Raw genomic sequence first — 22350 nt, 5'->3', positions numbered from 1 at the left:
GAAACCCAGAGCGGCATGAGGAGATGGACGGATTGCCATGAAGATTGAAGCGGAATGGATGCGTGGAGGCACCAGCAAGTGCTGGGTCTTCGAAGGTGAACACCTGGACGAAACCCACAAAGACCTGGACTCTTTGCTGCCCCGGCTTTTCGGAAGCCCGGACCACCGCCAGATTGACGGCGTCGGAGGATCAACGTCCACCACCAGCAAGGCCATGATTCTGCGCCGACCTGCCGACCCGGATGTCGACGTCGAGTTCACTTTCGCTCAGGTCGGCATCGAGGAAGCGGCCGTGGACTGGGGGAGTAACTGCGGAAATTGCTCTGCGGTTGTTGGACTGTACGCGATCGAGAAGGGCTGGGTCACGCCCAGCGGCGACAACACCCGGATCGTCACGCGAAACACCAACACGGGCCAGATCATCATCCAGCGCGTTGCCACCCCAGAGGGCGCCCTGCCGATCGTTCCGGATGCGGAGATGCCCGGCGTCGTATTTCCCGGATACCGGGTGGGCCTGGGCTTCAAGGATCCCGCCGGAAAGACGACCGGGAAGCTGCTGCCCACGGGCGAACCGACGGACACGATAAGCGCCGGCGGGACGCGCTGGACAGTTTCAATGGTCGACGCCGGAGCTCCGGTTGTGATTGTCAAGGCTGAGGAGCTGGGCCTGGACACCGCCCGCTTCGAAAGTTGGCAGGCGGGCGTGAAGCTGCAGTTGGACACCCTGGACCAGATCCGGCGGCAGGCCGCCGTCCGTATGGGCCTGGCCCCAACAGTCAAGGATGCTGCCCGCGCTATCCCCAAGCTCGCAATAGTTGGAGCCCCCGGCGCGGGGGACACCGGCGACGTCAACGTCATGATGCTCTCCATGGGCAAGCCCCACCCGGCCCTGGCAATTACCGGAAGCATCGCCCTGACACTTGCAGCAAGCACCCCAGGAACTGTCCTCAACAGCATCACGGGCAGTGAACCGCGATCCATCCTGCGGCTTCGTACTCCTGCGGGCGTGATCGAGACCTGGAGCGAAGAACGCGACGGGTCCTTGTTGGTCGGGGTGGACCGGACGGCACGCACCATCGCCACCACCACCCTGCATCTCCCGGAACTCCTCGGCAGCGCCGTCGAGCCTTCCTTCGCATCAGCCGCCCAATAACATCCGCTGCTCAGTGACATCAGCCCACTCAACGAGGAGTAAAGATCATGACTAAGACCGATTACCAAGCCGCCTCCACATCAGTGGATGATGTTCAGGAGGCTGGTTCCAAACGTCCCAACCGCAGCCGCCGTATCCTGCTGATAACAGCAGCCGTGATTGCTGTCCTGGGTCTGGCCGCTGTGATGTTCGGAGGCGCCATTTTCAACCCGGCGGCCACCTCGGGAACGGAGCCGACCTTGACCGCTACGCAGATCATTCCCTTGGTCATCCTCGTGGTCATGTTCGTTGTCGCTACCAAGTGGCCCCTGAACATCGGTGTGATGGGGCTGGTAGCCTCGTTCGGCGTCGGGTATTTCATGCTGGGAATGACCGATAAGGAGATCCTGGAGGACTTCCCGGCCAGCATCGTCCTGACGATCATCGGCGTGACGTACTTCTTCAGCATGGCAAACCGCAATGGAACCATCGACATCATCGTGCAGAACTGTGTGCGCCTCGTCCGGGGCAAGACGATGCTGCTGCCGTGGGTCTTCTTCCTTATTGCTGCGGCGCTGACCTCGCTGGGCACGTTCTCGCCTGCCGCCGTCGCACTTCTGGCACCTGCCGCCATGGGTTTTGCCTACGAATCCCGTATTCACCCCGTCCTCATGGGTGCCTTCGTCATCAACGGCGCACACGCCGGTGGGTTCTCGCCACTCTCGGTTGCTGGCGTCCTGGTCCACAACATCGCCCACGATAACGGCTTCCCCATTTCCCAGGGCGGACTCTTCGCGGCGAGCTTCGCCATCAACCTGCTTCTCTCGGCACTCTCCCTGGCTTTGTTCGCGGTCTTCGGAAAGCTGAAGGACGGCACGGGGGTCAAGAACGTCGACCTCGATACTCCCCGCACCACGCGGCCTCACGGCCAGCAGATCATCACGCTTCTGCTGATCGCCGTAATGCTCGTCTGCACCTTGGGCTTCCGGATGCCGATTGGCTTTGTTGCCCTTTCCGCCGGCCTGCTGCTGGCGCTGATCAACATCAAGGAACACCGGACCTTCATCGGCGGCGTTTCCTGGTCCACCGTCCTCCTGGTGGCCGGCATGATCACCTACGTCTCCCTGCTGCAGCATGTGGGCGTTATCGACACCCTTGCAGAGATGGCTTTGGCTCTCGGCGCACCCCTGCTGATCGCTTTGGTTCTCTGCTACGTCATCGGCGTCGGTTCAGCATTTGCCTCGTCCACCGCGCTGCTGACCGCGTTCATCCCGCTCGCCGGGCCGCTGCTGGCCTCCAGCACGTTGAGTGCATCAGGAATGGTCGCGGCCCTTGCAATCGCAGCAACTGTGGTGGATGTTTCGCCCTTCTCCACCGACGGCGCACTGATCGTGGCCAACGCCCAGGAATCAGACCGTCAGCGCGTCTACAAGCAGCTGATGATCTACGCCGGTGGAGTGGTCCTGGTGGCGCCCGCCATGGCTTGGGCGCTGCTGGTTCCGACCGGCATCCTCTAAACCGCAACTTTTCACATGACTGCCGGCAAGTCCAGGTCGGCACGCGGAGGGACCCGCCCTGCATACCAACGCAACAGGTAACCCGACAGACGGGCGCAGGACTGGATCATCTCAACGCACCAAAGGCGGGACCACTGAACAGGTGGTTCCGCCTCTGGCGTGGGAAAAGCCTACGACGGCGTTGCTGCCGCTGCCCGTGCGGAAGGGTGACGGCGGGCGTACGCTGGCCGCATGGAGTCCGAGGTTAGGACCATCGCTTTGCGCACCGGGATCAACGTGCCCTGTTTTGTGCAGGGTCACCTTGTGGAAGCGTACGACGACGGCGGCGCACCCTTGGTTTTGTTGCATGCGTGGGGTGAATCCTGGCGGAGTTTTGATCGGCTGATTGCCTTGCTTCCATCCGTTACTCTGGTGGCGCCGGACCTTCGTGGCCATGGCGAGGCTGACAAGCCCGAAGACGGGTACTCGCTTACGGCGGTTGTGGAAGATGTTGTCGCAGCGTTGGATTCCTTGGGCGTAGCAAGAGCGCACATATTGGGTTCATCCAGTGGCGGCTACGTGGCGCAACAACTCGCTGTGATGAATCCGGAGCTCGTGCAATCCCTGATTCTGGTGGGATCTCCATTGAGCCTGCACGGGAAACCTCACTTCGCGAACGAGGTTGAGGCGCTTACTGATCCGATTTCAGAGGACTGGATTCGGGAATCATTGTCGTGGTATCGCTTGCTGCACACTGTGCCCGCCGCGTACATCGAGGACAGAGTGCAGGACGGTTTGGTCATGCCGGCGGCCGTTTGGAAGGCTTCCTTGCGGGGCTACTACCAAGCTGTTCCGCCATCGGAAGCCGGCACCATCTCAGCCCCGACGCTCATCCTGTGGGGCGCACATGATCACATTGTCCCGCGGCACCATCAAGCAACCCTTGCCAGCCGTATCTCGGGAGCTCAGCTGAAGATCTATGAGAAGACAGGTCACTTGGTGTTGTGGGAGTGCCCGGAGCGCGTGGCCGAGGATGTGCGTACTTTTCTGGCTGGGGTTGCGGGGTAGGGGCGGCTGACCATTCGCTGGGACATATCGAGGTTACGAGGAGCGACTCTCAAACGACCGCGGCGGTTGCTGCGGAGGTCTTGCTTGCGGTGGCGTAGCCGGCCTTGCTGCCGGTGACGGTGACGGTGATGGTCTTGCCCGCGTCTCCGGTGACCGGGATGTAGGTCGCGGCGGTGGCGCCGGTGATGACCAGGCCGTTGGCTTTCCATTGGTAGGTCAGGGTGACTGGGGATGGTCCCCACACGCCGGGTACGGCGGTGAGGGTTGATCCGACCTTGGCTGTGCCGGTGATGGTGGGCACGGGTGCCGGCGCCAACGCTGGCAGGGCAAGGACCGCGGCTGTAGCTGCGGAGGTCTTACTGGCGGTGGTGTAGCCGATCTTGCTGCCGGTCACGGTGACGGTGATGGTCTTGCCCGCGTCTCCGGTAACCGGGACGTAGGTCGCGGCGGTGGCGCCGGTGATGACCAGGCCGTTGGCTTTCCATTGGTAGGTCAGGGTGACTGGGGATGGTCCCCACACGCCGGGTACAGCGGTGAGGGTTGATCCGACCTTGGCTGTGCCGGTGATGGTCGGCACGGGAGCCGGCGCCAAGGCCGGCAATGCAAGGACCGCGGCTGTAGCTGCGGAGGTCTTACTGGCGGTGGCGTAGCCGGCCTTGCTGCCGGTCACGGTGACGGTGATGGTTTTGCCGACATCCCCGGTGACTGGCACGTAGGTCGCGGCCGTAGCGCCGGTGATGACCAGGCCGTTGGCTTTCCATAGATAGCTCAGGGTGACCGGGGATGGTCCCCACACGCCCGGTACCGCGGTGAGGGTCGATCCGACCTTGGCTGTGCCGGTGATGGTCGGCACCGGAGCCGGGGCCAACGCCGGCAATGCAAGGACCGCGGCGGTTGCTGCGGAGGTCTTACTGGCGGTGGCGTAGCCGGCCTTGCTGCCGGTCACGGTGACGGTGATGGTTTTGCCGACATCGCCGGTGACTGGCACGTAGGTCGCGGCCGTAGCGCCAGTGATCACGAGACCGTTGGCTTTCCATTGATAGCTCAGGGTGACCGGGGATGGTCCCCAAATACCTGGTACCGCGGTGAGGGTCGATCCGACTTTCGCGGTTCCCGTGATGGTGGGTACTGGAGCCGGGGCCAACGCCGGCAGGGCCAGGACCGCGGCGGTTGCTGCGGAGGTCTGGCTTGCGGTGGCGTAGCCGGCCTTGCTGCCGGTCACGGTGACGGTGATGGTTTTGCCGACATCCCCGGTAACCGGGACGTACGTCGCGGCCGTAGCGCCAGTGATCACGAGACCGTTGGCTTTCCATTGATAGCTCAGGGTGACCGGGGATGGTCCCCAAATACCTGGTACCGCGGTGAGTGTCGATCCGACTTTCGCGGTTCCGGTGATGGTCGGAACCGGAGCCGGACTCAGCGCTTGGGCTGGGAAGGCCAGGTTGAGGGTCGTGGTGCTGCCGCTGACCATGGCCACAGGCTTTGCAGCAGCTTCACTTGTCACGTTCCCTGAATACAGGTCTCCCAGTTCCGGGTTCCCGGTGCTGACCTTGACCACATACTGGCCCGTGCTCAGTCCCGGAATTGAGTATTTGCCAGTGGAGTCCGTCCAGGAACTACGTGTGACGAGCGAGCCGTTGGTTGTATAGGCGTACACGGGAACACGGGCCACTGGCTTTCCAGCTTTGTCGAGAACAGTTCCACTGAGTGTGCTGCCGGCGGTCAGGGTCGCGTTGACGTTCAGGACTGGTTGTCCGGCTTGGACTGCCAGCGTGGAGGCCTGTCCTACGCCCGCCGACTCGGGTTTGTTCTGGTAGAACTGGGCTTCCTCGGTGGAGTAACCACTGGAACGGTTGAACGCCACCTTGTAGGACCCGGCGGCAAGCCCAACGACGCTGAAGTTGCCGGCCTGATCGGAATAGCCTTGCTTGACAGCTTTGCCAGTCCCGTCAAGGACCGTGACTGGTGAATAGCCTTGCCTGGACCCGGAGATCTTGCCGGCAATTGAAGCGCCGAGTTGGGCCGTGAAATTGACAGATGCCTTCTCCAGCCCTGCGGTCAGCGCCAAGGATGATGCCGTTTCAAACGAGGCTCCGCCATACCACTGGTCGGTTGCTCCGCTGCTGGAACCCTCAAGTTTTGCCTTGTAGGAGCCCGTGGGCAGACCGATGATCTTATAGCTGCCATCCGCACTGACCCTGGTCGACTCCACCGGCGAGCCGGCGTTGGTTGCCGAGTAGACGTGGACGTAGGCGTTGGCCGGAGTGATTCCGGCAGCAGCCGAGAGCTTGCCGCTGATGCTCGCACCCTTAACCAGGGTGGCGTTGACGCCGGCGAGATCTTGGCTATTGGTGAGGGTGACGGCGTTGGCCGTGGCGAAGGAGGCAGCGTTGGCGTGCCACTGGTCCAGGGCACCAGTCCCGTTGCTCGCGAACTTCAGTTTGTAGCTGCCTGCAGGAAGCCCGATGAGCTTGTAGCTGCCGTCCGAACCGACCCTTGCGGATTCCACAACGGCATTGGCCGAATCACTCTTGTAAAGCTCCACTCTCGTGTTTTGAACTGCTATGCCGGCCGGCGCGGTGATCTTGCCGCTGATGGTGGCGCCCTTGATGTAGGCGGCGTTGACAGCGGTGAGGTCCTGCCCTGTGGTGACGCTCACTGCCGTGCCCGTGGCGAAGGTAGTTCCGTTCTTGTACCAGAGATCAAGGGCACCGGTGTCGTATCCACCGAAGTTCAGTTTGTAGCTGCCGGCCGGGAGGCCAATGAGCTTGTAGCTGCCATCTGATCCGATGGATGCGTATTGCACGTACCAGCTGGGGTCGTCGGCCTTGTACGCATAAACGTAGGCGCTGGCCAGACTGACACCGGCCGGTGCGGTGATTTTGCCGCTGATCGTCGCACCCTTGACGAGGGTGGCGTTGATGCCGCTGAGGTCTTGGCCCGTGGTCAGAGTGACTGTGGTGCCGGTGGCGAAGGACGTAGCGTTTGCGTGCCACTGGTCCAAGGCCCCGGTGTTGTTTCCACCGAAATTCACTTTGTAACTTCCAGGGGGAAGCCCGATGAGCTTGTAGCTGCCGTCGGACCCGACCGAAGTGCTCGCGACGGACGAATAGGCGTTGTCGGATTTGTAGACGGCGACGCTGACACCGCCCAGGCTGACTCCGGCCGGTGCCGTAATTTTGCCGCTGATCGTCGCGCCCTTAACAAGCGTGGCATTGAGACCGATCAAGTCCTGACTGGTAGTCAGGGTGATGGACGTGGCGGTGGCGAAGGATGACGCGTTGCTGTGCCACAGGTCCTGCGCTCCGGAACCGGAACCGGAGAACTTCAGTTTGTAGTTGCCGGCCGGGAGCCCAATGATCTTGAAGCTGCCATTGGAACTGAGGACGGAGTTCGCGATCGGGTAGGACTCGGTATCGGACTTGTAGGCGTAGGCCCTGATAGTGGAAAGGCTCACGCCGGCCGGGGCGGTGACTTTGCCGCTGATCGTCGCGCCCTTGACCAGCGTGGCGTTGATGCCGGTGAGGTCCTGCCCGGTGGTCACTGTGAGAGTGGTGGCAGTTTCAAAGGAAGCGGCGTTGCTGTGCCACTGATCCAACGCCCCTGTCTCGTTTCCGGTGAACTTCACCTTGTAGCTGCCAGCCGTGAGGCCGCTGAGCCTGTAGCTGCCGTCGGAACCGAGATCGGCGGAGCCCACGTTGTAGTCCTTGTTGTCTGTCTTGAAGAGCTCCGCGCGGGTGTTGGTTAGATTGACGCCGGCGGGTGCGGTGACTTTACCGCTGATGGTCGCGCCTTTGACCAATGTGGCGTTGACGCCTGCCAGGTCCTGGCCCGTAGTCAGGGTGACGATGGTGGCTGTGTCGAAGGAGGCGGCGTTACTGTGCCATTGCTCCAGGGCACCGGTGTTGTTTCCCTCGAAGTTCACTTTGTAGCTGCCTGCAGGGAGCCCAGTCACCATGTAAGTTCCGTCGGAACCGACGTACGAGTACGACGCGTAGGATCCCGGGTCATCGGACTTGTAGACATAGACCCTCGCGTTCGCAAGGTCGACGCCGGTTGGTGCGGTGACTTTTCCGCTGACAGTCGCGCTCTTCACGAGTGTGGCGTTTATACCGGTCAGGTCCTGGCCGGTAGTGACGGAGACCACCGTGGCGGTTTCGAACGACGCCGCGTTGCTGTACCACTGGGCCAAGGTCCTTGAGTCGTTACCGCCGAATCTCACCTTGTAGCTGCCAGCCGGAAGCCCAGTGAACTTGTAGCTGCCGTCGGAACCAATATAGGTGGAATCCACATACGTGTACTCGTTATCGGAACTGTAGATGGAAACCTGCAAATATCCGAGGCTGACTCCGGCCGGTGGCGTGACCTTGCCACTAATCGTCGCGCCCTTCGCCAACGTGGCGTTGATGCCTGTGAGGTCTTGGCCGGTGGTGACGGTGACCGCCGTCGCGGTTTCAAAGGAGGCCGCGCCGCTGTGCCACTGGGCGAGCGCGCCTGTGCCGCCGCCGTCGAACTCCACTTTGTAGCTGCCGGCTGGAAGCCCGGTGATCTTGTAGCTGCCATCGGAAGCAGGGTATGCGGAGCCGATGGTGGGGTAGGAGGAGTCGGATTTGTAAATCGCCACCCAGGTGTCGCGGACGTCTATGCCAGCGGGTGCTGTGATTTTGCCGCTGACGGTTGCGCCCTTGACGAGGGTGGGATTGATGCCGGTGAGGTCCTGACCCGTGACGAGAGCGATGACAGTAGCGGTGTCGAACGACGTGGCTCTTAGGTGCCACTGATCGAGTGTTCCTGTGCCATAGCCTGAGAATTTCAGTTTGTAACTGCCAGCCGCCAGACCCCTGAACTTGTAGGTGCCGTCCGGGTTGGCGTAGGCAGAGGCTACGGGAGAATAAGAATCGCTTGTCTTGTAGAGCTCTGCCCGCGTGTTGGTCAGGTCAACTCCCGCTGGCGCTGCGATCTTGCCGCTGATGGAGGCGCCCTTGACGAGAGTGGCGTTGACCCCCGTGAGGTCCTGGCCTGTGGTGAGAGTGATTGTGGTGGCGGTCTCGAAGGATGCCGCGTTGCTGTGCCACTGGTCCAGGGCGCCAGTGTTGTATCCACTGAACTTCAGCTTGTAGCTTCCGGCAGGGAGCCCAATGATTTTGTAGCTGCCATCAGAACTTACAGAAACCGACTTAACGGGGGAGCTGGAGAAGCTGGCGCTATAGGCGTACGCATACGTGTTGTAGCCCAGAGTCACTCCAGTGGGCACTGTAATTTTGCCGCTGATAGTGGCGCCCTTGATGAGGGTTGCGTTGATGCCGGTGAGGTCCTGGCCCGTGGTGAGAGTAATTGCCGTGGCGGAATCGAAGGATGTCGCGTTGCTGTGCCACTGGTCCAGGGCCCCGCTGTTGTAACCCGTGAAGTTAAGTTTGTAAGACCCGGCAGGGAGACCGATGAAACTGTAGCTTCCGTCGGAACCGACCCACGTGTAGCTATAGTACGAGCCGGCGTCGTCGGCCTTATAGAGATAAACGTAAGTATTAGGGAGGGTGACGCCGGCGGGTGCGGTGACTTTGCCGCTGATGGTGGCGCCCTTGACGAGTGTGGCGTTGACGCCAGAAGCGTCCTGGCCAGCGGTCAGGTTGATAGCAGTGGCGGTCTCGAAGGTCGCGGTGTTGTTATACCACTGCTCCAGGGCCCCGTTGCCGTTTCCTGCGAACTTCACCTTGTAGCTGCCAGCCGGAAGACCGATGATCTTGAAGGTCCCATCGAAGCCAGGGTAGGCAGACGCGAGATAGGACGATTCGTCGCTGGCCTTGTAGACGTAGATTCGCGTGCTTTGGAGGCTGACGCCGGCTGGTGCCGTAATCGTGCCACCGATGGTGGCGCCCTTGATAAGCGTGGCGTTGATTCCCGTGAGGTCCTGGCCGCCGGTTATGACAATGGCGGTCGCGGCACTGAACGACGCGGCGTTACTGTGCCACTGATCCAGCGCCCCTGTGTCACCGCCGGCAAACTTCAGCTTGTAGCTCCCAGCTTGCAGTCCAATGAACTTATAGGTGCCGTCCGAATTGACATATGCGGAGCCTACGAAGGAATTCTCCGAGCTTGCCTTGTAGAGCTCAATGCTTGCGCCGCTGACGTCGATGCCGGCAGGTGCGGAGACTTTTCCGCTGATGGTGGCGCCCTTGATAAGGGTGGCGTTGATGCCGGTGAGGTCCTGTCCGGCGGTGAGGGACACGGCGGTGGCTGTTTCGAAGGTCGCTGCGTTGTTGTGCCACTGATCCAGGGCGCCAGTGTCGTAGCCAGTGAACTTTAGTTTGTAGCTGCCAGCTGGAAGGCCGACGATCTTGTAGTTGCCGTCGGAACCAACGTACGCGGACTCGGCGTACGAGTCGCCTCCGCTGGTTGGGTAGGCCTCAACCTTGGCGCTATTGAGGTTGACGCCCGCTGGTGCGGTGACTTTGCCGCTGATGGTGGCTCCCTTGACGAGCGTGGCGTTGACCCCAGGGAGATTCTGACCGCTGGTGAGTGTGACGGCGGTGGCGTCGTCGAATGTGGAAGCGTTGCTGTACCACGTGTCCAGGGCACCTGTGCCGCTGGCCGAGAATTTCAGTTTGTAGCTGTCTGGTTGAAGTCCCGGCACGTTGTAGCTGCCATCGGAAGTGACCCAAACAGAATCGACGTAGAAGTCAGGCGAATTGGTTTCATACACCTCCACTCTCACATTGCTGAGAATGACGCCCGTGGGCGCGGTGACCTTACCGCTAATGCTGGCAGGTAAAGTTTCGGCTGCGGACGCCTGGAGGCCTCCTAAGAAAAACATCCCAGCTGCAGCAGCAAGAAGAACGGATATCCAGACACGCAGATTTGTAGCAAAGCGCAGCACAGGCCCCCCAATATGTACAAGCGGCTCCCAGAGGTGAACGAAGTCTCTGGGGCCGAAGCTCGTAATTTAGGCTTAGTGTAGCGATCGGAGCCACGTTTGCACTAAGAAGTCAAATAATGACAAAGGGGCTCGGGTATTCTTTGGCGGGGAACTGCCGCTCCTCCATTCTGAAGTTTGGATGTGCAGCTAAGCACCTTTCGCCGTGCACAGGTGTCGAATGAGAAGGCACATTCTTGGGGCGCTGCGCAGTTTGCTTAATAGAGAAGGAAACATTGGGGAAGACTGTGGGCAAAAATAAGAGTCAGCTTCGCACTTCCGTTGCAGCCTCGCGGCTTCCTGGGCTGTGTCTCGTGATGACGGCCCTTTCCATTCTGGCGTTTCAGCCCGGCGGACTCTTCAGATTCGTCTGGATCAAAATCGCGGTAATGATATTGGCCGTTCTCTTCGGTGTTCTTTCGCCAGTCGGCGCCCAAGTTCCACGCTTGCTAAAGATCCTCGTCTTTTCCCTTGCGCTGTGGATCCTGATCGCGATGTCCCTGTCGGGGAGTCCTTGGTCCAGTCTTGTCGGACGGTGGCCGCGGTACGAGGGCCTTCTTACTCTCGCCTTGTACTTGGCCGTATTCCTGGTGGGCGCCAAGGTGCTGGGCGGAAGCGGATCCCTTCCTCAATGGAAGACCCTGCGCCTTTCCTTGGCCGCCGTTTCTCTTCCCCTATTTGCCATTTCCGCCGTGGAGTCCCTTGGCCTGCGCCCTTTGGGTGGCGGCTTGGATGACCGTCCCGGTGCCACTTTAGGCAACGCAACGGATCAGGGGCTCATCGGATTCATCATCGCGGGAGTCCTGTCCGCACCGTCTTCCTCGGAGCAGGGCTGGCAATTGTGGCTGCGGCGCGCAGGGCTGGCGGCCAGCGCCGCCGTCGTCCTCCTCTCTGGGTCGCGAGCGGCTCTTGTGGGGCTCGCAATAGTTGCGTTGCATGCCGCGATCCTGTGGATGAGGAGCCGATTGTGGACAGGACTCAAGGCGGGCTTGGGTGCCGCCGCAGCCATTGCCGGCCTTGCGGTTGCCGTGCTCATGGTCCCGACCACGCGGGAGCGGTTGCTCTCTGCCGGAACCGTTGACGGGCGCTTGCTCCTATGGGAAAGAAGCCTTGCCTTGATAAGCGGCCATCCGCTATCCGGTGTTGGCCCAAGCGGCTTTGTGGATGGGTTGCCGGCATTCCTGAATGACGACTGGGCCCGAAGCGTTGGCGACACCTTCCCGACCGACTCTCCACACAACTGGATCCTGCAAGCTTTGGCCGCGGGCGGTGTCCCGTTGCTTCTTCTTGCACTGGCCTGCGCGGGGACCGCCATGTGGTTGTTCCGGGCGCGCCTCATGGAGACCCAAAATCCCGAGCTCAAGCGCTATCTGCTGGTGACGGGCGTTGCCATTCTGGCGTACTGGATTGCTCTCCTGACTCATTTCACGTCCATTGGAACCATCGCGCTGGTGGCGTTGCTGTGCGGTGGACTGGTGGGGCGCGACAGAGTCCCAGTTGCGTCCACCCCAGTCAGACCAGCCGCTACGTCGATAACGAGGTTCGGCCCCCTGCTTCCGCGCGTCGGAGGGATCGTCCTCGCGTGCGTGTGCCTGGCCGTGGCGATTCCTGCCACCCTTGCGGAGTGGTCAATGAGCTCCGGCGCCCAAGCTGCCCGGTCCGGCGACCCTGCACGGGCGCAACAGGCCTTTCAACTGAGCCACAGTCTTAGGCCGTGGGACAGCGATACGGCATTGCTCGCCGCCCAGGCCTTTGACGGGCCTGCAACAACGGGGGACCAGCTCTCAGCCCAGTATGCAGTTGAATGGGCGCGCTTGGCGCGGGAGGTTACACCGCAATCCCAAGAGGCCGGTCTTGCCCTTGCAATCGGCTACATCTACAGCGGCGAACTGGATAATGCAAAGGAACTGCTGGACGAGTTGCTGGCCGAGGCGCCTTCTTCGACGAGTCTCTTCGTGCAGCGTGGCGTCGCGAATTTCGGACTTGGACGTACGGCCGAGAGCATTGATGACCTTCAAAAGGCAGCCAGTCTCGATCCGACGATGGAGGAACCTTGGCGCATTCTCTCGGCGATCTATCAGCGGCTGGGGGACGATGGGGCCGCTCAGGCTGCCTTGGAACGCGCTGAGATACTCAGTCCGTAAGCGTACGACGGCGTTGGACAGCCTTACTGACAGATGCGCATGCGAGCTTGTCATTTGCAGCAAGTCTTCTGTCAAAAACCAGTCGATAAACCGGCAAGTCTGTGACTTCAGGCTGCGAGTCGATCAGATAGACCGCAGGTTAACCCTTTGTAACTACTGTTAAGTACCCCTGCTGTGAGCAGGCCCTGAATGATATCGTCGTCCCTGGAGAGACAGCTGGGATTTCGGAACGCTATTCCATGGGGGATCTGCATCCGCAACATCACATGAATATCGTAATTCGTCTCAGGGGGGACAATTGAAGAAATCTATTGCAGCGCTTGCACTCGCAGGCATAATCGCACTGGCTGGAACCGCTCCGGCCGTGGCCACCACCTACCCGGCGCCGGGCAACGAGCAGGGCACCGTTTCCGACGGCACCATCGCTGCCGGCGAATCCATCACTTTCGCCGGTACTGGCTACATCCCCGGCGAAACAATCAATGTTTCGTTCGAGCGGACCGGCGGCAAGAAGGATGCGTCCGGCGAGCGGCCCGCTCCGTCGAGCTTCAGCGTTATTGCTGACGGCACCGGCGCTTTCTCCACCTCCATCACCTTCACGGATGGTGGTCGGTACACGATCAGCGCCGTCGGCGCCACGTCCGGCAACACGCGCTGGGCAGCCATCACTGTCAATTCAGGCAACGGAGGAGGCAAGGGCAGCTCCGGATTCACTGGCGCTTCCAGCGTTACTGCCGTTGGCGCAACCGGTCAGGCCAACAGCGCTGGCGATTCCAGTCTGGTCATGTGGTCGCTTGTTGGTGCAGGCGCCCTGGCCGCCAGCGCAGCGTCCGCAGCGGTAATTCGCCGCCGCGGTAAGGATGCCAAGGCCTAATTCCAGACACGTAACGCATCTTCACACGGGCAGGTGTTTTCCGGGAAACCGGAAAGCACCTGCCCCTGGCTTTGACCTACGATGTTGATGCGCCTCTCCTGAATCAAAAAACGGTAGACACTCTCAGAGCTATTAACTAATATACGTATATCAAATTTCGTAATTCCCGTAAGGGCTTTATAGGGTTTGCTCATGACGACATGGGGGAATATTGTGCGCAAAGCTGTAATCCCGGCTGCTGGATTGGGAACGCGTTTCTTGCCCGCTACCAAGGCAATGCCGAAGGAGATGCTGCCGGTTGTGGACGCACCAGCCATCCAGTATGTGGTCGAGGAAGCTGTAAATGCCGGACTCACCGACATCCTCATGATCACAGGCCAAAGCAAGCGGGCGCTGGAAGACCATTTCGACAGGACCCCGGCACTTGAACGGTCCTTGGAGCTTAAGGGCGACCAAGCGCGCTTGGATGCCGTCCAACACGCATCAGCGCTTGGGCCCATCCACTACGTTCGCCAGGGTGAACCAAAGGGCTTGGGCCATGCTGTGCTTTGTGCTCGCCAGCACGTGGGCGATGAACCATTTGCGGTTCTGCTCGGAGATGACCTTATCGATGAACGCGACGAACTCCTGACCACAATGATGGAAGTTCAACAGAAGACTGGCGGCTCGGTGGTTGCCCTGATTGAGGTGGAGCCAGCACAGATTAGCGCCTATGGCTGTGCCGACATCTCTTCCATTGACGGTGAAGGCTATGTCCGCGTCAACAGCTTGGTTGAGAAGCCCAAAGTGGAAGATGCGCCGTCCAACCTTGCGATTATTGGACGCTATGTCCTGCACCCGGCTGTCTTCGACGTCTTGGAGAACACTGGGCCCGGCCGTGGCGGAGAGATTCAGCTGACTGACGCCCTACAAACTCTCGCCGCAGGGGAGGGCGAAGGCTCAGGTGTCTATGGCGTAGTCTTCCGCGGTCGGCGCTACGATACCGGAGACAAGCTCAGCTACCTGAAGGCCGTAATCACTCTGGCCTCTGAGCGCCCTGAATTCGGTGAGGATCTAAAGACTTGGATGAAGGGCTTCATCGGTTAGGAATTGCGCTGGGACTAGGCGAATTTTGTGCGGCTCCTCCGGGCAACCAACAGCACTGCTGCGACGCCAATGACAGTCCCAAGTGTGTTCATGACAACGTCAACCACGCTTGAAAAGCGGGCTGTAATGAACAGTAATTGCCCAAGCTCCATGCATGTGGAAACTATGATTCCAAGCCCAACGATGACCCACCAGGCTCGTGTTGGGAAGGCCATAGCGGCAAAGATTCCGAGGGGAATGAACATAACTACGTTCGCCGAGGATTCCACCACGTGGTAGTCGAACCAAGACGGTACGCCGTGCCGATGCAGAAAATTCAACAACGTCGCGAGGGTACCTTGGATAGGTTGGTCCACTGGAGAAGGCCAAAAACCCACAACAGCCAAGCCCCCCAAATATGCAACCAAAGCTATCCGCCAGGGGAGTGTGTTTTTCAATTGCACCTCAGGAAGTACGGATAAGTGCCCAAGCGCTGACGCTGGCGGCGGCAACTGCCAGCAGTGCCAAGAGAACGTATTGGGGAAATTCCTGGGGCAGAGTCGGTACCCGGTACGCCGGCAAACGTAGCTCGAAATGCCACCGTCGCCTACGCCAATGTCGCCCCATGATCATATGAATACCACAGAAGGTCTTGGATCAGGAACGCGAAAATAGAAAAGGGTGGCTTGTCGACGAAACAATCTCCGTCGACAAGCCACCCTGGTTTTGAAGCGTGGTGCCTTAGGCAGCAGCCTCAGTGTTCTTGGCGCGGCGGCGGGCGACTACCACGGATGCGGTACCGGCTGCCAACGCACCTGCGCCCACGAGGGACCACAGGATCAGGCTGGAGTCAGCGCCAGTGTTTGCCAGCGGAACGCCGCCAGTGTTCGCAAGACCCGTTCCCGTGCCGGAGTTTCCGCCGGTGTTGGAAAGGGCGGTGCCTCCAACTACCACCGTGACAGGACCAACAGTGTGGCCTGACGAGTTGCCCCTAGCAGTCAGGGCATATGCACCCGGAGTGTCGATGACAATCGGCGTTGCAAAAGCGCCGTTTCCATCGGCGACTGCACCGAGCGTCGAGGGTGCAAGCGGAATGCGGCCTGAGACGGAGAGGCTGCCGGCAGAAACGCTGCCACCACTAGCTGCCGGTGTGCCAGTCGGCGTGACAGTAATGGTAATGCCTTCACCCGGAGTAAAACCTGTGCCACTGAAAGTAAATGCTTCGCCCGGTGCTACCGATGCGTCGGAAACTGCAACGCTGGAGTTCGGTGCTGGGTAGTTGGTTGCCACGGCCGGAACTGCGCCGACAAGTGCTATGGAGCCTGCGAGCGTAAGCGCTGCAAGAGATTTCTTCATGTGTGTCCCCCTGAGACCCGTTTTGGTTACCACGTGTGTGTTGGAGATTTCCGCAGCCCTGAGCGACCGTAACGAAATCTCATGTGTTGCCCAACTAGAACTTACCATTTCAGTGGTAGTCTCAGCAAAGAAAATCCAAACCCGTTACAAAAGGTTAACGAGCTCGTCTTGTCCTATTCACAAGGGGTCATTTGTGCGGTAAGGACCACATCCTTGACCGGTTGAGTTGTGGGCGTGACAACTAAGTCGGGTTCGGCATGCTGGACGATATGGCCGAAATTAAACTCAACGGTGGTGCTCTGGCCTGGTGTGACTTGGACAGTGGCTGTTCCGACAGCCCTCTGGTCGTGACGCTGCGCCGCAAACGGGATTTTTCTGCCGTCCTTGACAACTGTGTCAATATTAGACTGCGCCGGGCCATAGGCGACGACGTTGGTTTGTACTGTTCCGGCAGGAACGCCGTATGCACCGTCGCCGGTCACATACGCAGGCAGAGATCTAGCAGCATCAGTTGGTGCGGTATTTGTGTTCGTAACACGGACAGTAATCTCCCGATATCCATCGCGAGTGCAGTCCCTCACAACCTGGACGGTCCGCCGAATCCAATAGTCCATCTTACCCCCGGTGCCGTCGTTAAAATAGACACCAAACTGAGCCGGAGATACGGCGCCACCAGATACCAGGCCGCCTAGTGTGTATTGGCCTATGGTGGCTTGTTCATCATCGGACGCTGACCACAGAATGATACGGCGCTCTTCAACGCCTTTTGAGACGGCTTCCATTAGTTTCTTGGGATCGGACTTCCCGGTCGAGAGAGCGGCAAAAATTTCTTTTGCTGTTCCAGCGAAGTACAAGTCCTGTTGTCGGGGGTCTTCGATCTTCGCGTAAGCATCAGATAGCAAAGTCTGCACCACATTTTTTCCAGTCAGCTGCGCGGGAAGCTTGCTTCCAATCTGCTGAAGTGCAGGATCGGACACCTGTACAGGGCCAGTTGCATCCAATATGAAGCTCAGCGCAACCGGATCAAGCGATAGGACACCATCAAGTCGCTCTCCGGTACTTTTCTCCCACATGGTGCGAGCGGTGCTGGCTGTCGTTGCGAAGTCCGGTGTGAGGTTGACGTCTTGCATGAATTTGCCGACCCGGCCGGAGTATATGTTCTGCTGTTCGGAATCGATTGGCACTGGCGGTGAAAATACTCCGAGCGCCGTGGCGCTCGTTTGAGAGTCTAAGCTCAAATTTCCTTTGTCAATAGTGAGGACTGCCAGGGCGCCTGGGATCCCACCAGTCGCCCGGGCCTCCGCGTTGTTCTGCATCAGAAGTAGGTAGCGTCGTGGACTATCGGCACCCAACATGCCCGGGGCAAGTTTGGATACTGCTGCTGCAGAATCCAGATCCTTCTGAAGGGAGGACAACTTCTCCCTTGCGTCAACAAGTGGACCCGAAATTTGTGGAAGGAGACTGTCAACTTCTATGTCGTTTAGACGCTGTACCGATTCTCTAACCGTGTATGCCGCCGCCTGTACTTTTGGTGCTGCAGACTGCAGTGGCTTTAGATCCATGCCTGTTGAGCTGGGAGTAAGGGTTTTCCAGTCAAGCGACTCAAATGCCCTTACCAGTGGAACGGCTCCGAGCCGAGCAACATCGTCGGCAGATGCTGCTACTTCACTGGCAGCTTGCAGGTTGGATCCCAGCCAAGGCAGGATTGACGCTGCCTTCCATACGGGATCGCTGGCGGCTTCGCGGGCCGACTGCGTGTGCTGAACGAGTGACTCAACTGTTCCCGCGGCTGCGATGGCGTCATTGGCAGCAATCTGCGTTTTGAGCGCTGGGAGCAGCGCTGTGCCGGCTTGCAGTTCCGACCTAATGATTGTTGCTTTCGATCCAATCCAAGCCGTAGCGCCGAGGAGCACAATGACAGTCGCCGCGATCCAGATACCTGCCAACTTGAGGCGTTGTTGAAGCTTTCGTGTGGAACGAGCGGATTTGCTCTTAGTTTTCGGGGACATAGCCGCCATAACCTCTTTTTCAGTATTCGACTCAGGTTTGTCGGTCAGTAGGCACCCGTACTGTGAAACACTGCCCTAACGGTCCGCAGGATAATCACCAGATCGCCAGCCAGGGACCAGTTTTCTACATAGTAGAGGTCGAGCCGCACGGAGTCCTGCCATGAGAGATTCGAACGCCCACTCACTTGCCAAAGACCTGTCAGCCCTGGCTTGACCAAGAGTCGGCGACGAACGTCATGTTCATATGCTTCTACTTCGCGTGGAAGGGGCGGACGCGGTCCAACCAGACTCATGGAACCACCTAGGATATTGAACAGTTGGGGAAGCTCGTCCAAGCTGTATTTGCGCAAGATATTTCCAACTCTAGTAATTCGAGGGTCATCCTTGATCTTGAATAGAACGCCTTTGCCTTCGTTGCGGTCTTGCAGTTCCGTGAGGCGGGCCTCGGCATCCACGACCATGGAGCGGAACTTCAGCATTTGGAAATGACTGCCTTCCATACCAACGCGGTTCTGCTTAAACAAGACAGGCCCCTTACTATCGAGCCTTACCAAGAGCGCGATAGCTCCCATCAGGGGAGAAACCAAGACAATTAGCACAAGTGAAACAACTATGTCGAAAAGGCGTTTTGCGACTCGTTGCCCACCCTCCAGCGTCGGAGTTGTCACATGAATCAGCGGGAGGCCCGCAACCTGCTGGGTGTGGATTCTCGGGCCTGCAATGTCCGTCAGCGCAGGGGCCATGATTAGTCCGACATTGCGGGCTGCGAGTTCCCATCCCAGGTGCCGAATCGTCTGTGGGTGCAGTTGGACGCCAGCTGAGACTGCTACAGCATCGGCTCGGCAAACGTCGATTGCTTCGAGGACGGCGACCGTGTCCGTCCCGGACCCTAGTATAGGCAAGCCCGAATTCGGCTCGATGGCGGGCTGGTCTCGAGCACCTGGCATATATGCGGCGACGGGCAAATACCCAGCGTGTTTCGCGCCATAGAGGGAAGCAGCGAGATGGGCGACCGCGCTTGGACCACCCAACAAAAGGAGCCTGGACATGCTCCCGCCGTTCTGTCGGGCAAGACTCAAATGCTGTCGCAGAAGCCAGCGCGCAAGAAGGAGGCCAACGAGCCCAACAGGAAGGGCGATGCCCACATAGCCCCGTGCCGTTTCGAACCTGAAAACGTAGGAGAAAATGGCAATGAGTCCGAAGAGCCACAATGATGCAGCTGCAACTCTCTTGTATTCGTCGGGTCCCGATCCGAGGATGCGACTCTGCCTGCTATTCCAGGCCCCCAGCATGAGCCACCAGACGGCTGCCAATGCCACTGAAAGCCAAAAGTAGTTCGGTTCTTGACTTGTAAGTAAGAAGTCTGTCTCAACGCCGAAACGTAGTACGTATGCTCCTGATACGGCCCACAAGATAACAAACGCATCAACAAACTTCAGGAGCCGCGATGTGCGCGGCCTCCAACCAGATCCGGTCCCCAATTATCATCCCCATTAACGTGAATTCGCTTCGCTTGGGAGGCCCCCGCCGTCAGGATACAACTGCTTCGACAAACCAAGGCAATTCTGATCGCTTGTTTCCTTCAGCCTACGATCTGGGATAGAACCTTCACATCAGCTTAATTTAGCGCCTCGAGGCGGACGACGCTAGGCCAAATCACGGGGTTGGCCTAGCGTCCTGCATGGCAGAAGCGTCACATGGCGGAATGAGCGCCAGCAAAACGTATGATTAGTCATGATTGTCAGCTATGGGCGTCATACGGTCTGACATACCTGGTTCAGTTCGCATGTGAGAGGCCATTTGAAAGTGGGGAAAATGGAACTAGAAACTGGATCACCTGTCCGACGTTCGGTCGCAATCATTGGTACGCGCGGGTACCCGAGTTACTATGGAGGATTCGAAACTGCAGTTCGCAGACTTGCACCTCATCTGGCCGGCAACGGATGGGATGTGACCGTCTATGGCCGGCCTGGAGCGACTAAGCCAGCGGATCCAACAAACGACGAACGCGTGAAGACAGTGGAAACGCGCGGTGTCGAGACCTCGTCTCTGAGCACTTTGTCGTTCGGTCTCACTGCGGTACTGCATGCCCTACGCGTCAAACCGGATGTGGCCCTGGTCATGAACGTTGCTAATGGATTCTGGTTACCCTTGTTGCGACTTCGGGGCATTCCGACCGTTGTTAACGTAGACGGCATAGAGTGGGAGCGCGCCAAATGGGGCCGTCTTGCCAAATTCGTGTTCCGCCTCGGGGCTAGGTTTACGGCTTTGACAGCGACTGAACTTATTGCTGATGCAACTGCAATTGCTGAGCGCTGGGAACTCGATTTCGGCAGGCAGTCTAGGTTTGTTCCGTATGGTGGAGACATCCCCGGCAAGCTCCCCGTCGACGAGGGCCTTACCCACAGGGGCTACATACTGGCGGTTGCACGCTTCGTTCCCGAGAACACGATTGAGGAGTTCTTTGATGCGGCCGCGACACTGGCTGAAAAGTATCCTGTCGTCATTGTGGGCTCGTCCGGCTACGGCGGGGAGCTTGATGCCAAGGCCAGGGAACTCGCCGAGCAACATGCCAATGTTTCTTGGTTGGGGCACCTCAGCGATGATCGCAGGCTTCATTCGCTTTGGCAGCATGCGGGCGTGTACTTCCATGGTCACAGCGTTGGCGGGACGAACCCAGCATTGGTCCAGGCAATGGCTTGTGGGGCGCCCATCGTGGCGAGGGACACCGTGTACAACAGGGAAGTTCTCGCTGACACGGGGATATTCGTCGAGCCAGACTCGGGTGAGATTGCGAAAGCACTGGACGCTTCGATGCGGCAGGCCGAAACCGCTGACATCACGCCAATTGTTGAGCGTGCCGAAACTCATTATTCCTGGCCCGGAGTCTGCGACGCATACGAACGGGCCTTACTAGCACAACTGCCAGACTACGTCGTCAGCCTGCGAGAACGACTCAGCTCGCGCGTAAGAGCCAACCGGTAAGTGAGATTCAGCATCAGGAACACTTTTGATTTAGTGTAAGGGCGCCGCAGAGTTCGAGGCAGTCTGCGCCCAGATCTCGATAGCACGATGGAAGATTACCGAGGTCACCCCCAACGTGGCACTCAATGACATGAGCACGATGGATCCATCGAACTTCAGCTTTGCTATAAACCTACAAAACAGTGTGGTGAAACTATGAAGTTGCTATTTGACGCATACTGGCTCGTCAAAGGCCCCCCCTCTGGAAAAACAGTTGTACGAGAGATCGTCCAGGCCTGGAGCCAAGAGTTTCCTGAAGACCATATCAGTTTGTTGGTTCCGGAAGCCGATCGGGTCATGGTCGAAGACATGGACTTTGTCAGGGACCGCGGAATGACTCTTCGCGCGACGCGGGCACCGATACACGCATTAGCTGTCGCAGGGATGCGCATACCGGACGACGTTGACGCCGTGATCAGTCAGAATTTCACGCCGATCATCCCACATCGAGCGATCAAAGCAACCTTCCTTCATGATGGTATTTTTAGACAGTATCCGGAGTGGTTCACGACAAAAGAGCGACTTTATCTGAACTTAGCCACGTTGTCTATCCGAGCAGCTAATCTGGTTCTCACATCAACTACGACGGAGTCCAAAAGAATCCAAAGGTACTTCGCAGGCACAAAACATAAGACCCACGCAGTTGGACTCGGAATGCCTTCGTGGATCGCGAGTGGAGATGTGGGTGAGCGGCGTCCAAAACCGGAAATCAAGCCTTACCTGCTAACCGTAGGTCGCCTAAATGTTAGAAAAAACCTTCGAGCGCTCATCCAGGCATTCGAAAGCACCCCTTCAGTTGAACGTAACTTCGACCTAGTCGTGGTCGGTGAACCAAACGGTAAAGCTGGAGACATTGCGCATAAATCGACTTCCATCCGGTTCATGAGTGGTATAGGTGACTCGGAACTTCGCGACCTTTATAGTGGTGCAGCCGGTTTCGTGTTTCCGAGCCTCGATGAAGGCTTCGGCCTTCCGCTGCTTGAAGCCGCGAACTTTGGAATTCCGACGGCTGCGAGTGATATAGAAGTTTTTCGCGAAATAGACCTGGCCCACATATATTTTAACCCTCGAATCCCGCGCAGCATTTCCGAGGCGCTTTGCCATCTCGTCGAGTTGACGGCTGATGGGGTCCCGGCAGGGCAGGCAGAACGCTTCAGCCGGGCGCAAGCAAAGTACAACTGGACTGAAGTGGTCAGAAACATGAGGCACACCTTGAATGCGGAAGGACTTTTGACATGCGGCGCATCCTAAATCGAATATATCGGCGCCTCC

Annotated in this window: 13 protein-coding genes; 8 read left to right on the top strand and 5 right to left on the bottom strand. The window is 58.9% G+C overall.

Going from position 1 to position 22350, the window contains the following annotated elements; all coding sequences use genetic code 11:
- Positions 1-37 precede the first annotated feature (37 nt).
- From ACZ5G6_RS18515 to ACZ5G6_RS18505, 3 genes are all read left to right on the top strand, one after another.
- Positions 38-1153 carry a PrpF domain-containing protein gene (locus ACZ5G6_RS18515; protein WP_498687167.1) on the top strand — a complete coding sequence of 372 codons (1116 nt, stop codon included), beginning with the start codon at positions 38-40 and terminating at the stop codon, positions 1151-1153.
- A 47-nt stretch (positions 1154-1200) separates the two neighbouring features.
- Complete coding sequence (locus tag ACZ5G6_RS18510; protein ID WP_498687165.1) at positions 1201-2649, top strand: SLC13 family permease; 1449 nt, start codon at positions 1201-1203, stop codon at positions 2647-2649.
- A gap of 231 nt (positions 2650-2880) precedes the next feature.
- Positions 2881-3696, top strand: a complete 816-nt coding sequence (locus ACZ5G6_RS18505) for an alpha/beta fold hydrolase (RefSeq protein ID WP_498687164.1) — start codon at positions 2881-2883, stop codon at positions 3694-3696.
- 49 nt (positions 3697-3745) lie between these two features.
- Here the strand turns inward: ACZ5G6_RS18505 and ACZ5G6_RS18500 are convergent, their stop codons facing one another.
- Complete coding sequence (locus ACZ5G6_RS18500) at positions 3746-10396, bottom strand: beta strand repeat-containing protein (RefSeq protein WP_498687161.1); 6651 nt, start codon at positions 10394-10396, stop codon at positions 3746-3748.
- Between the two features lie 599 nt (positions 10397-10995).
- Here ACZ5G6_RS18500 and ACZ5G6_RS18495 point away from each other — a divergent pair.
- The 3 genes from ACZ5G6_RS18495 (at position 10996) to galU (ending at position 14710) form a co-directional block, all read left to right on the top strand.
- Entirely contained in the window at positions 10996-12750 is a 1755-nt protein-coding gene (locus tag ACZ5G6_RS18495; protein WP_498687159.1) for an O-antigen ligase family protein, read from the top strand.
- Between the two features lie 298 nt (positions 12751-13048).
- Positions 13049-13624: a hypothetical protein gene (locus ACZ5G6_RS18490; RefSeq protein WP_498687156.1), complete on the top strand. Its 576-nt coding sequence runs from the start codon at positions 13049-13051 to the stop codon at positions 13622-13624.
- 192 nt (positions 13625-13816) lie between these two features.
- Positions 13817-14710, top strand: coding sequence for a UTP--glucose-1-phosphate uridylyltransferase GalU (gene galU / locus ACZ5G6_RS18485; RefSeq protein ID WP_498687154.1), 894 nt, complete (start codon positions 13817-13819; stop codon positions 14708-14710).
- 14 nt (positions 14711-14724) lie between these two features.
- On the opposite strand, the gene ACZ5G6_RS18480 is transcribed toward galU, so the two are convergent.
- The 4 genes from ACZ5G6_RS18480 to ACZ5G6_RS18465 form a co-directional block, all read right to left on the bottom strand.
- Entirely contained in the window at positions 14725-15066 is a 342-nt protein-coding gene (locus ACZ5G6_RS18480) for a VanZ family protein (RefSeq protein ID WP_498687150.1), read from the bottom strand.
- Positions 15067-15430: 364 nt separating this feature from the next.
- Entirely contained in the window at positions 15431-16045 is a 615-nt protein-coding gene (locus ACZ5G6_RS18475; protein WP_498687148.1) for an LPXTG cell wall anchor domain-containing protein, read from the bottom strand.
- 173 nt (positions 16046-16218) lie between these two features.
- Positions 16219-18054 (bottom strand): DUF4012 domain-containing protein, encoded by a 1836-nt coding sequence (locus tag ACZ5G6_RS18470; protein ID WP_498687147.1) that lies wholly within the window; start codon positions 18052-18054, stop codon positions 16219-16221.
- 44 nt (positions 18055-18098) lie between these two features.
- Complete coding sequence (locus ACZ5G6_RS18465) at positions 18099-19466, bottom strand: sugar transferase (protein WP_498691947.1); 1368 nt, start codon at positions 19464-19466, stop codon at positions 18099-18101.
- Between the two features lie 403 nt (positions 19467-19869).
- On the opposite strand from ACZ5G6_RS18465, the gene ACZ5G6_RS18460 reads away from it, so the two are divergent.
- Entirely contained in the window at positions 19870-21039 is a 1170-nt protein-coding gene (locus ACZ5G6_RS18460) for a glycosyltransferase (protein ID WP_498687146.1), read from the top strand.
- 195 nt (positions 21040-21234) lie between these two features.
- Entirely contained in the window at positions 21235-22329 is a 1095-nt protein-coding gene (locus ACZ5G6_RS18455; RefSeq protein WP_498687144.1) for a glycosyltransferase family 4 protein, read from the top strand.
- The last annotated feature ends 21 nt before the right edge of the window (positions 22330-22350 follow it).

The sequence above is a fragment of the Arthrobacter sp. TmtSoilC51 genome, from assembly GCF_055388015.1.
Note: the sequence above shows the minus strand (reverse complement) of the source record. Positions and strands in the feature narration are given on the sequence as shown.

Bases quoted from the DNA above. Each gene is read 5' to 3' on its own strand.
- ACZ5G6_RS18515 (WP_498687167.1), top strand. From the start codon at position 38: ATGAAGATTGAAGCGGAATGGATGCGTGGAGGCACCAGCAAGTGCTGG.
- ACZ5G6_RS18510 (WP_498687165.1), top strand. From the start codon at position 1,201: ATGACTAAGACCGATTACCAAGCCGCCTCCACATCAGTGGATGATGTT.
- ACZ5G6_RS18505 (WP_498687164.1), top strand. From the start codon at position 2,881: ATGGAGTCCGAGGTTAGGACCATCGCTTTGCGCACCGGGATCAACGTG.
- ACZ5G6_RS18495 (WP_498687159.1), top strand. From the start codon at position 10,996: ATGATATTGGCCGTTCTCTTCGGTGTTCTTTCGCCAGTCGGCGCCCAA.
- galU (WP_498687154.1), top strand. From the start codon at position 13,817: ATGACGACATGGGGGAATATTGTGCGCAAAGCTGTAATCCCGGCTGCT.
- ACZ5G6_RS18475 (WP_498687148.1), bottom strand. From the start codon at position 16,045: ATGAAGAAATCTCTTGCAGCGCTTACGCTCGCAGGCTCCATAGCACTT.
- ACZ5G6_RS18470 (WP_498687147.1), bottom strand. From the start codon at position 18,054: ATGTCCCCGAAAACTAAGAGCAAATCCGCTCGTTCCACACGAAAGCTT.
- ACZ5G6_RS18460 (WP_498687146.1), top strand. From the start codon at position 19,870: ATGGAACTAGAAACTGGATCACCTGTCCGACGTTCGGTCGCAATCATT.
- ACZ5G6_RS18455 (WP_498687144.1), top strand. From the start codon at position 21,235: ATGAAGTTGCTATTTGACGCATACTGGCTCGTCAAAGGCCCCCCCTCT.